This window comes from Fictibacillus sp. B-59209, from assembly GCF_036216745.1.
GTDB classification, from domain to species: Bacteria; Bacillota; Bacilli; order Bacillales; family Fictibacillaceae; genus Fictibacillus_C; species Fictibacillus_C marinisediminis.
Map to the genome: position 1 here is coordinate 249,726 of NZ_JARMMC010000005.1, position 13,276 is coordinate 263,001.

Here is a 13,276-nt window from a genome sequence, read left to right on the forward strand (position 1 = left end):
GGGGGAGAAATAAGATGAAAAAGTGGTTGAGTGCAGGGATGTTATTTGTTTTGGTGATCACCTTACTGTCATCGGCGATGGCAGAGGATGACAATCATCATAAAAATTCACCGCAAAATTTTAAAACGGGTGCAGAAGTGCTGCTTCAAGACCAACAAGACCTTTTAAAAGGGAAGCGTGTCGGGCTCATCACGAACCCGACAGGAGTTGATGGAAAGCTGAACAGTATCGTCGACGCGATGCACAACAACCCGAACTTTGAACTGAAAGCCTTATACGGTCCGGAACATGGAGTTCGGGGAAGCGAGCAGGCAGGGTCGTATGTTGATTTTTACATTGATAAGAAAACACAGCTTCCGGTTTACAGCCTTTACGGGAAAACGAAAAAACCAACCCCTGAAATGCTGAAGGACATTGATGTTCTCGTCTTTGACATCCAGGATGTGGGTACCCGTTTTTACACGTACATTTATACGATGGCGTATGCGATGGAAGCGGCGAAGGAAAACAACATCGAGTTTGTTGTGCTCGACCGTCCGAATCCGCTCGGTGGAGAAGCAGTGGAAGGGCCGGTGCTTGAGCCGAAGTATGCAACGTTTGTCGGCTTATATCCGATTCCTCTTCGCCACGGGATGACGGTCGGTGAACTCGCGATGCTTTTTAACAAGGAGTTCAATATCAATGCGGATTTGAAGGTTGTCAAAATGAAAGGCTGGCACCGCTGGAAGACTTATTACGAAACACCGCTTCAGTGGGTGATGCCTTCGCCTAACATGCCAACTGTGGACACCGCATTCGTCTATCCTGGAGCAGGATTGATTGAAGGAACAAATGTGTCAGAAGGAAGAGGAACGACGAGGCCGTTTGAAACGATCGGAGCCCCGTTCATTGACGGAGATGTGCTCGCACAAAAATTGAACGAACTGAAGCTTCCGGGAGTGATGTTCCGTTCAAATTCCTTCACCCCAACGTTCTCAAAATTTGCAAATGTGCTGTCGAACGGTGTTCAGATTCATGTGACCGATTATGGTTCCTATAATTCTGTGGATACAGGGCTTGCGGTTGTGAAAACGATACATGATCTGTATCCCAACGATTTTCAGTTCAGAGCAGAAAACAGCCAGGGGATTTCATATTTTGATAACCTGATCGGAAACGGCTGGGTACGGGAAGAAATCGAAAAGGGAACATCTTTAAAAGAGATCAGACAGAAGTGGATGCCTGAGCTTGACCAGTTCAAAAAGATCAGAAAGCACTACCTTCTCTATAAATAAGGTGATAAGACCTATTTTCTGAATTAACAAAATAGTTCGACTGGTATAGACAACTAGTTATAAGCATGGTACCCTGTGCATAGAGATAATAAGGATGGTGAGTGGAGATGAAACCATTACTATTAACAGGAGGTACCATTTATACAGAAAATGGTGAGCTGGAAAATGGATACCTCATAATTAGAGACCAGCAAATAGCAGAGGTGGGCAAAGGAGCTGATGCATTAAATCTTGAAGATTATGATGTTCTTGAGCTGCCCGGCAAGTCATCTGTTGTTCCCGGTATGATTGATCTGCACATTCATGGTGCTGCTGGCGCAGATGTGATGGACGGGACAGAGGAGGCCCTAAAAACGATGGCAGTTACCCTTCCACAAGAAGGAACGACGGGCTTTCTTGCAACGACGATGACGCAAGGCGAAAAGGAAATTGAAAGCGCACTGCAAAACGTCAGAGAGTACATGGGGAAAAACAATCCTCCCGGGGAGGCGGAGATCATCGGCCTTCATTTAGAAGGGCCGTTTATTTCCCCGAAGCGTGCAGGAGCCCAGCCTTTGGACCATATTAAAAATCCGGACGTCCAGCTGTTTCAGAAATGGCAGGAGCTTTCTGGCAACTCGATTAAACTTGTAACTTTGGCACCCGAAGAACCGGGTGGATACGAGCTGTCTTCCTATTTAAAAGAAACTGGAGTTGTCGCATCGATCGGCCATTCTGACGCGGTGTATGAGGAGGTTGTGAAGAGCATTGATTCAGGTGTTACGCATGCGACTCATCTGTATAACGGAATGAGGGGCCTTCACCACCGTGAACCCGGAGTGGCAGGAGCGATTCTGCTGCATGATGAGATCACAACAGAAATCATCGTCGACGGCATTCATTCCCGGCCTGAGATGGTGAAGTTCGCCTACCGCAACAAAGGCAGCGAGCGGGTCGTACTCATTACCGATTCCATGCGGGCAAAGTGTATGGGCAATGGTTCATATACACTTGGCGGGCAGGACGTAACGGTCGATGGAAACGAAGCGACGCTGGCAGACGGTACGCTTGCCGGCAGTATCTTAAAGATGAAGGACGCGGCCCGAAACATGAGGGAGTTTACCGGGTGTTCCACGGAGGACATCATTCAGATGACCGCCATTAACCAGGCGAAAGAGCTTGGAGTTTATGAACGCAAGGGAAGTTTGACAGCAGGCAAGGATGCCGATGTTGTCGTGCTTAACGAGGAAAAAGACGTTATCTTCACCTTCTGCCGTGGAAAACTTTCTTATCAGCGGAGGGAGGACGTATAACATGAAAATCATTGAAGTTGCGGATTACGAGGAAATGAGCAGGGTTAGTGCCCGAATTATGTTGGAAAAAGTCAAGAGCCAGGAACATGTCACACTGGGACTTGCGACAGGCGGCACACCGCTTGGCACGTACAAGGAGCTCGTTAGGGATCATGAGGAGAACGGAACGCGGTATGACCATGTGCACACGTACAATCTCGATGAATATGTGGGACTTTCGTCAAGCGATCCGGAAAGCTATCATTCCTACATGTGTGAGCACCTTTTTAACCGGGTGAGCATTCCGCTTGATCAAACGAACATTCCAAACGGATCGGCTGAGGAACTCCTTCAAGAATGCTTGCGTTATGACTCACTGATTGAGAGCATCGGTGGCGTCGACCTGCAGCTGCTCGGTATCGGGCAGAACGGGCACATCGGGTTTAATGAACCGGGAACGCCTTTTTCATCAAAAACACATGTGGTGGACTTAACGCCATCGACGCTTGAGGCAAACGCGGAGTATTTTACAGATCTCTCCAAACAGCCGACACGAGCACTCACGATGGGCATCTCCACCATTTTGCAAAGCAAGGAAATCCTTCTTCTCGCCTCGGGAGAAAAGAAACAGGACGCGCTGTTCCATCTGTTGCGCGGAGAAATTACAGAAACCGTACCGGCATCGGCCTTGAACATGCATGGAAATGTAACCATTATTGCAGATTCACAGGCATTAAAACTGGTGAACTCGTTAGGGAAGTGATACAGAAATGATTGATAAATACTCACCATTGCCGATCTATTATCAAATTGAAGAAGCGATCAAAGGACGGATTGAAAAAGGAGAACTTCAAGAAGGGGAGATGATTCCTTCCGAGCGGGAATACGCTGAAACTTACGGAATCAGCCGGATGACTGTCAGACAGGCGATAACCAACCTCGTCAATGATGGTTACCTTACCCGCCGAAAAGGCAAGGGAACCTTTGTCGCCAACAAAAAGATTGAGCAAAAGCTGGTCGGCCTGACGAGCTTCACAGAAGACATGAAGGCCAGAGGGCTCTCGCCATCTATCAAACTATTGGATTTTAAACTGAGTGAAGCCCATGGGAAAACGGCCACAGGTTTAGGAATTCAAACGGGAGCTGCCGTGTATGAGATCCAGCGGGTCAGGCTCGCGGATCAAATACCGATGGCGCTTGAAACCACGTTCCTGTCGGCTGACTTAGTCAGGGGACTGAACGAAAAGATCGTACAAGGTTCACTCTATCAATACGTAGAGGAGGAGCTTGGACTCAGCATTGATTATGCAACACAGGAGCTTGAAGCCTCTGTCGCCCGCGAAGCTGAAAGCGAGATTCTTGGAATCGCGAAGGGATCGCCGGTTTTATTTATTCGAAGATACACCTACCTGACAGACGGGCGTCCGTTGGAGCTCGTGCAGTCAATTTACCGAGGGGACCGCTATAAATTCATCATCGATATGCAGCGGGGATGATGTAAGCGCTTTTTTACATTAACTCGCATAGAAGTGATGTCTTGCTCCAGCGTCCAAAGCAGAAAACGTGTTTCTTGTTTTCAGCATAGGTCCTCGGAGGACGAATTGAAAAACACAATTCGTCTTTGGTCGCTTCACTATTACCCCTCAACACAAAAAGCATGTTGAGGGGTAAGAGTTCCAGCGCTTGTCGGACCTTAACGGGACGCTACGCTTTTCTTAAAAGGGGGATAAGATCATGAAAAAAGAACAATTAATGGCGCAGCAGATAACTGAAAAACTGGGCGGCGCCGAAAACATTCAAAGCTTAACATACTGTATGACACGGCTTCGCGTAACGCCGAAGGATGAATCCAAAGTGGACAGAGCAGGCATCAAAGACATCGACGGGGTCATGGGTGTTGTAGGGGATGAGACCCTTCAAATCATTGTCGGACCTGGAACAGTCAACCGGGTAGCCGATGAGATGTCCAGAAATACGGGACTTCAAGTTTCAGCACTGGATGAAGATGGAGAAGATGATCTCGCCAAGACTACGAAAGATGAAATCAACCGGAAAAACGCTACACCGTTTAAGCTGTTTCTTCGTAAAATCGCCAGCATCTTTATTCCGTTAATCCCGGCGATTGTCGGTTCCGGATTGATTGCCGGTATTACTAACGTTTTGGTCCGAAGCGGTGTTCCAAAAGAAGTACCAATTATGCAGATGCTCGATATGATCGGATGGGGGCTTTTTGGTTACCTTGCGATCTTCGTCGGAATCAACACCGCAAAAGAATTTGGCGGAACACCGGCACTTGGCGGCGCGGCCGGAATCATGCTCATCAACCCGGCGCTTGCCAACATCACATTGTTTGGCGAAAAGCTATTGCCAGGCCGAGGCGGTCTGATCGGTGTCATGCTTGCTGCTGTCTTTATTGCCTGGAGTGAAAAACGAATCCGCCGTTTCGTACCAGCTGCAGTTGATATTATTGTAACTCCTACATTAGCTTTGCTGGCTACCGGAATCGCGACACTGTTCGTTCTACAGCCTGTCGGCGGCTTCATCTCTGACTTGATCACAAAAGGATTATTAAACCTTCTTGATATTGGCGGTATCTTTGCCGGAATCGTCCTTGCAGGTACCTTCCTTCCGCTTGTTGTTACCGGTTTGCATCAAGGTTTGACACCTGTTCATATGGAATTATTGAACTCGATTAAAGTGGATCCTTTGCTTCCGATTCTGGCGATGGGTGGAGCAGGCCAAGTTGGTGCAGCCTTTGCTATCTACTTCAAAACAAAAAATGCCAAGCTGAAACGCGTCATCAAAGGCGGCCTGCCAGTTGGTATCCTCGGAATCGGAGAGCCTCTGATATTCGGTGTAACCCTTCCGCTAGGACGTCCATTCCTTACAGCGTGTCTGGGTGCAGCTGTCGGTGGTGCGTTCCAGGCCTTCTTTAAAATTGGCACGATCGCGATTGGTGTTTCCGGACTTCCGTTGGCGTTCCTGATTAAAAATACGAACCAGATCATTCTTTATATCGTCGGACTTTTACTAGCGTATATTTTCGGATTCATCTTCACATGGCTGTTTGGCTACAAAGAGTCAATGGCCAAGAATATCTAAAGCAATAAATAGCAGGGAGTGGCAGGCATGTTAGGAATTTCAGTCTATCTCGGGAATGATCCTGACCAGAACAAAAAGTGGATCCAAAAAGCCGGCTCCTGCGGTTTTCGAAAAATCTTCACCTCGCTTCATATTCCTGAGGAAGACGCCTCTCTTTTGCGGGAGAGGCTGATTTTTCTCGGAAAAATGGCAGGAGAGGCCGGAATGGCCATTATGGCGGATGCGGGTCCGCAATCGCTGAAGAGCATCGGCATCAGCATGGATTCGATCGGGCACCTGCGTGAATGGAACATTGATGGCATCCGTGCTGATTACGGTTTTTCTGATAAAGAGATCATCACCTTGTCACAGGAAATGAAAGTAGGAATCAACGCGAGTACCCTTTATGAAGAAACGGTGAACAACTGGAAAGATAACGGATTGCTGACTGAAAATGTGGAAGCGTGGCATAATTTTTATCCGCGCCAAAACACAGGCATCCCCTCGCCATTCTTGCGGGAGAAAAATATCTTTTTAAAATCGCTCGGGCTCCAAACGGCGGCTTTTGTACCCGGTGACAAGACCCTCAGAGGACCTGTTTTTGAAGGGCTTCCGACTCTTGAAAAGCACCGGAAAGCCAATCCTTTTCACGCCGCTGTCGAGCTGGACAGCCTTCAGACTGATCACATTTTAATTGGTGATGTGGAAGCCAGTGACGAGACGCTGGAGCGACTTTCAGCATGGAAGGACGGCATTTTAACGTTGAGAGTAGATTGGATGGAGGGAGAGTCTGTATCGGGGGTTCATACGAATCGTCAGGATGCCGCACGGGATGTGATTCGTTCCGTGGAATCCCGGTCGTATGCGTTGAACAATGGTGAAAAAGCTGCGCCTCAGAATCCGCCGTTGCCCCGTCCGTTAGGAAGTATCACGATCGATAATGAAAAATACGGGAGATATGCGGGGGAACTTCAGATTACGAAGACCGATTTGCCGGCTGATGAACGAGTGAACGTGTTCGGCCAAGTTCGTGAAGAAGATCTGATGCTGCTTCCCTATATTGGTCCGGGACAAAAATTTTTAGTGCTGTGAAAGGAATTTTCATGAAAATTAATCACCTAACAACTGAGAAAAGAAATCCAAATACTTTGGACATCGATGAATGTTCGAGCCTTGAAGTCGTACGAAAAATCAATAACGAGGATCAAACGGTCCCGGCAGCGATTGAAAAGGTGCTGCCTGAGATCGCGTCTGTCGCAGACCAGGTCGTTGCAGCGTTCCGCAATGGAGGACGGCTCATCTATACAGGAGCGGGAACAAGCGGAAGGCTGGGAATTCTTGATGCTTCGGAATGTCCTCCAACTTATGGAACACCGCCTGAGATGGTCATCGGCATTATTGCAGGAGGCGGCCAAGCCATCCATACGGCCGTTGAAGGAGCTGAGGATGACAAAGAAGCTGGTATGAATGATCTGAAAAACCTTGACCTAACAAAGGACGATGTCGTCGTTGCCATCGCTGCCAGCGGAAGGACGCCTTATGCGATCGGTGCTCTGGAGTATGCGAATGAGATCGGGGCGGTGAGTGCTGCTTTAGTCTGCTCATCTGATTCCGAAATGAGCAAGGTGGCACAACACACGATCGCTGCGGTCGTCGGTCCGGAAGTGGTGACTGGATCTACTCGCATGAAAGCGGGAACCGCGCAAAAACTGGTTCTGAACATGATCAGCACAGCATCAATGATCGGAATCGGCAAAGTGTACAGTAATTTGATGGTAGATGTACAGCCGTCCAATAAAAAACTCGTCCAGCGTGCGAAGAATATCGTGGTCGAAGCGACGGGCTGTTCACTTGAAGAGGCGGAACAGGCGCTTTCTGATCATGATGGTTATGCGAAAGGAGCGATTCTGCAGCTGTTAACTGAGCTTTCTCCAAGTGAAACGAAAACACTTTTGGAAAAGAAAAACGGCATTCTGAAACAGGCGCTCAAGGAATTTAAGGGATAAATTCTCATTATCTAAACTAAAAATAGGGGGGACCTACAATGTTAGGTTTTTTACAGCGGATCGGCCGCGCGCTCATGCTGCCGATCGCGGTACTGCCGGCAGCGGGGCTTGTATTAAGACTCGGTGCACTATGGCATATTCCGTTCATGGAAAAAGCGGGGAATTCCATTTTTGAAAATCTGGCTATCTTGTTTGCGATTGGTGTGGCGATTGGTTTTTCAAAGGATGGGAATGGAGCAGCAGCTCTTGCAGGTGCTATCGGGTATTTTGTTTTGACGAGCGGGGCAACTGCCATCGATAAGACCATCAATGTTGGAGTGCTGGGAGGTATTGTTTCGGGGATCGTGGCAGGACTTCTTTATAACCGGTTCCATAATATTAAACTTCCAGACTATCTCGGCTTCTTTGCAGGAAAGCGGTTTGTCCCCATAGTCACCGCAGGGGCCATGGTCGTACTAGCAGGGGTGTTTGGGTTTGCATGGCCGCCTATTCAGGATGGCATTGAAGCGATCGGACACTGGGTTGTTAACGCAGGTGCTTTTGGTGCTGCTGTTTTCGGATTCTTAAACCGTCTTTTGATTCCTCTAGGCCTTCACCACGTCTTAAATAATTTTATCTGGTTCGTGTTCGGCGATTACAAGAATGCCCATGGTGATCTATGGCGTTTCTTTGCAGGAGATCCTTCTGCAGGATTCTATATGGCTGGTTTCTTCCCAATCATGATGTTCGGTTTGCCGGCTGCTTGTCTCGCGATGATCATGGCGGCTAAAAAGGAAAAGCGTAAAGCTGTTGCCGGAATGCTCCTTGGTTTGGCATTTACCTCCTTTTTAACAGGAATTACGGAACCGATTGAGTTTTCATTCATGTTCTTATCCCCGCTTTTATACGTGATTCATGCACTTCTCACGGCAGTTTCCATGGCGGTTGCGGTTCTATTAAACATTCATCATGGTTTTACGTTTTCCGCGGGAGCCATTGATTACTTCTTAAACCTGGATCTTGCAACACGGCCATGGCTTCTGGTCCTGCTCGGACTTGTCTTTGCAGCGGTTTATTATGTCGTCTTCTATGCTTTGATTGTTAAGTTGAACTTGAAGACTCCAGGCCGTGAAGATGAAGATGATGAAAGCATCGTTGAAGATACGAGTGAAGGAGTAGGCGATGACAAGTACGATAGAATTGCGGCGCGTTATCTTGCTGCCTTAGGCGGTGCAGATAATCTTGAGGTTCTGGATAACTGTGTCACAAGGCTGCGATTAAAAGTAATAGATGTTGCGAAAGTGAATGAGCCCGATTTGAAGAAGGCGGGAGCAAGAGCAGTACTCAAATTGAGCTCCACCGATGTCCAGGTGGTCGTCGGAACGGACGTTGAAGCAGTGGCAGAAGCCATGAGAAAGATCATTTCCAAAGAAGAACGAGTTTCATAGGGTAAGAAAAGGGCTCTCAGCTGTGCTGAGGGTTCTTTTTTGTGGTGGAAAATATGGAATTAAACCGATCTAAATATTCACACTTCTTCGTCTCTCCAATTTACTTTATCACCGCAACGCTCAAAATGTATCAAAAGAACCAAAAAAACCGGCCTTCCATAGAAGACCGGTTTTCCTGCTTTTTAATATCCGTACCCGTAGCCGAAGCCGCCGAAGCCGCCGTAACCGCCGTAACAGGTGCATCCAACAATAATCAGCAGGATGAATAGGACAACAATTAAACTAAAGTTGTTAAAGATACCACCAGACATTATCTTCACTCCCGGATTATTTTATTTAAGAGGTTGCCCTCCTCCTCCATACATCATATGATACCAAGCAGGCTGAGAAACCGAGGCATGAGCGGATTTTTAGCGGCGACGGCTGTAAGTTAGCCTTGTTTCGTGTTGCTGAACGATCCGACGAGGGATTCTTTGTTTCGGTAGTTGGTCATCAGGGAGATTCCTACCAAAACCACGAAGCCAGTGACGATGCCGTACATGATCGGATTGGTGGAAGAGAGCCCTTCAATGAGCAATCCGCCGATGACAACGACCGTGCTGGCAAGAATAGAATAAAAACCGGCGTTGGCCGTTGATTTCTTCCAGAAGAACATGAGCAGCACAGGTACGAAAATCGCACCGGAAAGAATAGCATAGGCAACATCAAGAGCGACGAGAACGTCCTGAATCCATACTGCAAACGTAATGGCGAGCAGGCCGACAGCAAGTGTCGTCACACGCGAGAGCACCAAAAACTTCTTGTCGCTGATATCTTTAATAAAATATTGGCGCAGAATATCGTTAGTGATCAGGGTGGACGAAGCGAGCAAGGTGCCGGAAGCCGTTGACATGAGCGCTGAGATCACGCTCGCGAGCACAAGCCCGAGGATGCCCGTTGGCAAGATCTTTAAAGCCAGCATGGCAAAGGTATTCTGAGTGTTGTCGATGTTTGGCAGGATGATAAACGCACACATCCCGATGATGCTGCCTGCCAAAGCATAGGCGATGGAATAGAGGCCGGCATACATAGAACCTTTTTTCGCGATGGACGGGTTTTTGGCTGTGAATACACGCTGCCAGATGTCTTGTGAAACAACCATGCCAAGCGTATACAGTAAAAAGTACTGAAAGATCTGCTGATAGCCGATCGATGTCAGGCTGAGATGAGATTCCGGCAATTTTGTTAGCAGATTGCCAATTCCATCTGCCTTCACAATACTCATTGGAAGCATGATGGCAAAGATTCCGATGGTCATGACGACGAATTGGATGATGTCTGTTACGGTAACGCTCCACATTCCGCCAAGGATGGTGTAGAACAGAACGATTCCGCCGCCGACAAACATGGAGGTTGTCAAATTCCAGCCGAGAAGCACATTGATGATTGTGCCCATCCCGATGACCTGGGTAACCGCGACCATGAGTGTGTAAATGGAGGCGACGATAGCAGTGATGAGCCTTGCTTCGGATTTGTATTTTTTTCCGAGCAGTTCACTGATCGTTGTTACTTTATACTTGGAGATGCGTTTAATAAAAAATGTTCCCAAAAGAATGATGCCAAGACCGATCATCGTAACGAACCAGATGCCTGAAATTCCGAATTCATAGCCCAGCTTGGCGGTACCAATGGTCGAAGCTCCACCCAAAATAACAGCAGACAAACAGCCAAGATACATGAAAAGCCCGAGGTTGCGGCCGGCGAGAGCGAATTCCTCTGTCGTTTTAGCCTTCGTTGAACCGATGATACCTACCGCAATTAACACTGCAAAATAAAGAAAAATGATAACTGTGTCCAAGATCCCCATTTCAATGCCCTCCTTTATTCATTTTTGAATAGTTACTGCTGTGCTGCTTGTTCCACTCTTGATGTCAGTCTTGCTTTTTTCAGAGCAATCAATGTAATCATTTCAAACATCACAGTACTTGCCAGCATGGCTGTGATTTCTCCGCTGTCATAGGCAGGAAGTACTTCAACAAGATCAAAGCCGACCAGATTTAGCCCATCAAGATTGCGGACGAGGTCGAGCGCTTCATGGCTCGTCGGACCGGCAGCTTCAGGTGTTCCTGTTCCCGGTGCGTAAGCAGGATCAACGAAATCAATATCAAAGGATACAAAAACAGGCTTGTCCCCTGTGCGCTCATGGATTTTCCGGATTACCTCATCGTAGCCGAGCTTGCGGACGTCTCTCATAGTTAACACTTCAAATCCGAGATCGCGTGCATCCTGAATATCTTCCTGTCCGTAAAGAGGACCTCTCATGCCGACCTGGATGGAATGTTCGACATCGATCAACCCTTCTTCCACAGCTCTCCGGAATGGCGTGCCATGGGTGTATTTTTCGCCAAAATAGTGATCCCACGTATCACTGTGAGAGTCAAAGTGCACAAGTGCCACTGGTCCGTATTGTTTAGCAAATGCTCTCAGGTTGCCGAGCGAGATGGAGTGGTCGCCTCCCATGATGACAGGAGTGACCCCTGAAGAAAGCAGAGGCTGCAAAAAGTTCTCCATGTTGCTGTACGTTTGATGGATGTTGCCGGGCACTACGTCGATGTCCCCATAATCCACACCGCCGCAATGATCAAAAATGTTAATGTCCTGATCAGGGTTGTACGGGCGGAGCAGGGTGGAAAAGTTGCGGATATGCTGCGGGCCATTCCGCTGGCCTGTACGGTTGGAAGCACCCGTATCGAATGGCACACCAATCACCGCGAAATCGACATCTTCGGTTGTCTGAACATGTTCCAGCCGCATAAATGTCTTCACACCGCAAAAGCGGGGAGAGGCTGAAGAATCTTTTGGTTTATACATGGATACTGTCTCCTTTCAGCTGTTATACATTTTGCAGTTTGCGCCCCGGTAGCCGTTCTGCTTCGTATTCTGCAATCGACTCTTCCAGCACGGCAATGCCTTCGTTGATCTGATCCTGGCTGACGGTCAGCGGAGGAATCATCCGGATGACTTCTCCTTCGTTGCCGCAAAGATAAAACAATACTCCTTTTTCAAGACACTTGTTAAGGATGGAGATCACGCCTTCACCATCTGGAGCACCGGTAGCCGGATCCATGATTTCAATGCCGATCATCAGCCCGATGGAACGGATGCTGCCTACAACCGAATGTCTTTCTTTTACTTCTAAAAGCTTTTCACGCGCGTAGGCTCCCATCGCCTTTGAGTTTTCCACCAGCTTTTCTTCTTTTAGAACTTCAAGCGTAGCCAGTCCGGCAGAGCAGGCAATAGGGTTGCCGCCGAATGTAGTCCCGTGGCTTCCGAGCGGCCATTGTTTCATCAGTTCTTTTGAGGCGACAGTAGCGCTTAAGGGCAGCCCGGACGCGATGCCTTTAGCGATCGCCATGATATCCGGTGTTACACCGAAAGTCTGAGCCGCAAACCATTCTCCAGTACGGCCAAAACCTGTCTGTACTTCGTCAAAAATGAGAAGGATCCCGTGCTTGCTGCAGATTTCCCTCATTTTTTTCAGCCATGCAGCAGGGGGCACAACATATCCGCCTTCACCTAGAACGGGTTCGACAATCATACAGGCGACTTCTTCCGGTGTAACCTGGTGCTTGAAAAGAGAAGTTAAGTCTTTCTCCAGCTTGTCAGCTGCAAATTTGCCGGGGTCCATACCTTTTGGACATCCTTCTGTTGAAGCGTAAGGAACTTGATATGTCAGACCGCTTGGCTGCAAATACTTTCGGTACTTGGCCTTTGATGTGGTGACGCTTAAAGCTCCGAGGCTTCGGCCGTGGAAACAGCCGGTGAAAGAAACGACATACGGCCGGCGGGTCACATGCTTGGCAAGCTTGATCGCCCCTTCAATGGCCTCGGTTCCGCTGTTGGCGAAGAAAAAGCAATCCAATCCTGCAGGCAGGACCGTACGCAGTTCCTTTGCCAGCTTGAGGATGGATTCGTACATGATGACACCTGAAGGACCGTGCATCAGTTCATCTGCTGCTTTTTTAATGGCGTTGACCACTTTCGGATGGCGGTGGCCGGTGTTAGCGGTAGCAATTCCAGAGGTGAAATCCAGGTATGTTTGGCCATCCAGTCCGTAGTAATAGCAGCCTTCTTCTTTAACGACAGGCAGATTTGGGTGGTCCTTGGCCATGGTCGGAGCCAGCAAATCGGAAAGCTCGTTCATCAATGTGTTTAGTTCTTGTGGCACAATCACGTAC

The 13,276-nt window shown here is 48.2% G+C and carries 12 protein-coding genes; 8 read left to right on the forward strand and 4 right to left on the reverse strand.

What is annotated here, in order from left to right; translation table 11 throughout:
• Nucleotides 1-14 precede the first annotated feature (14 nt).
• The 8 genes from P4361_RS03675 to nagE all read left to right on the forward strand — a co-directional run bounded on the left by P4361_RS03675 (nucleotide 15) and on the right by nagE (nucleotide 9,059).
• Complete coding sequence (locus tag P4361_RS03675; protein WP_256226362.1) at nucleotides 15-1,274, forward strand: exo-beta-N-acetylmuramidase NamZ family protein; 1,260 nt, start codon at nucleotides 15-17, stop codon at nucleotides 1,272-1,274.
• 107 nt (nucleotides 1,275-1,381) lie between these two features.
• Complete coding sequence (gene nagA / locus P4361_RS03680; protein WP_328088341.1) at nucleotides 1,382-2,566, forward strand: N-acetylglucosamine-6-phosphate deacetylase; 1,185 nt, start codon at nucleotides 1,382-1,384, stop codon at nucleotides 2,564-2,566.
• Nucleotide 2,567: 1 nt separating this feature from the next.
• On the forward strand, nucleotides 2,568-3,308 hold the full coding sequence (gene nagB, locus P4361_RS03685; RefSeq protein WP_328088342.1) for a glucosamine-6-phosphate deaminase: 741 nt from the start codon (nucleotides 2,568-2,570) through the stop codon (nucleotides 3,306-3,308).
• 7 nt (nucleotides 3,309-3,315) lie between these two features.
• Nucleotides 3,316-4,041, forward strand: a complete 726-nt coding sequence (locus P4361_RS03690) for a GntR family transcriptional regulator (RefSeq protein ID WP_328088343.1) — start codon at nucleotides 3,316-3,318, stop codon at nucleotides 4,039-4,041.
• Nucleotides 4,042-4,279: 238 nt separating this feature from the next.
• Complete coding sequence (locus tag P4361_RS03695) at nucleotides 4,280-5,647, forward strand: PTS transporter subunit EIIC (protein ID WP_053357460.1); 1,368 nt, start codon at nucleotides 4,280-4,282, stop codon at nucleotides 5,645-5,647.
• A 27-nt stretch (nucleotides 5,648-5,674) separates the two neighbouring features.
• Nucleotides 5,675-6,718 (forward strand): DUF871 domain-containing protein, encoded by a 1,044-nt coding sequence (locus P4361_RS03700; RefSeq protein ID WP_328088344.1) that lies wholly within the window; start codon nucleotides 5,675-5,677, stop codon nucleotides 6,716-6,718.
• An 11-nt stretch (nucleotides 6,719-6,729) separates the two neighbouring features.
• A complete protein-coding gene (gene murQ, locus P4361_RS03705) occupies nucleotides 6,730-7,632 on the forward strand; it encodes an N-acetylmuramic acid 6-phosphate etherase (protein WP_328088345.1) in 903 nt (300 codons plus the stop codon).
• 38 nt (nucleotides 7,633-7,670) lie between these two features.
• A complete protein-coding gene (nagE, locus tag P4361_RS03710; protein ID WP_328088346.1) occupies nucleotides 7,671-9,059 on the forward strand; it encodes an N-acetylglucosamine-specific PTS transporter subunit IIBC in 1,389 nt (462 codons plus the stop codon).
• Nucleotides 9,060-9,241: 182 nt separating this feature from the next.
• Here the strand turns inward: nagE and P4361_RS03715 are convergent, their stop codons facing one another.
• From P4361_RS03715 to P4361_RS03730, 4 genes are all read right to left on the reverse strand, one after another.
• Nucleotides 9,242-9,370, reverse strand: coding sequence for a YjcZ family sporulation protein (locus tag P4361_RS03715; protein WP_082683388.1), 129 nt, complete (start codon nucleotides 9,368-9,370; stop codon nucleotides 9,242-9,244).
• Between the two features lie 119 nt (nucleotides 9,371-9,489).
• On the reverse strand, nucleotides 9,490-10,905 hold the full coding sequence (locus tag P4361_RS03720) for a sodium:solute symporter (protein WP_062233603.1): 1,416 nt from the start codon (nucleotides 10,903-10,905) through the stop codon (nucleotides 9,490-9,492).
• A 32-nt stretch (nucleotides 10,906-10,937) separates the two neighbouring features.
• Nucleotides 10,938-11,909, reverse strand: coding sequence for an agmatinase (speB, locus tag P4361_RS03725; RefSeq protein WP_256226354.1), 972 nt, complete (start codon nucleotides 11,907-11,909; stop codon nucleotides 10,938-10,940).
• Nucleotides 11,910-11,931: 22 nt separating this feature from the next.
• Nucleotides 11,932-13,266 carry an aspartate aminotransferase family protein gene (locus P4361_RS03730; RefSeq protein WP_328088347.1) on the reverse strand — a complete coding sequence of 445 codons (1,335 nt, stop codon included), beginning with the start codon at nucleotides 13,264-13,266 and terminating at the stop codon, nucleotides 11,932-11,934.
• Nucleotides 13,267-13,276 lie beyond the last annotated feature (10 nt).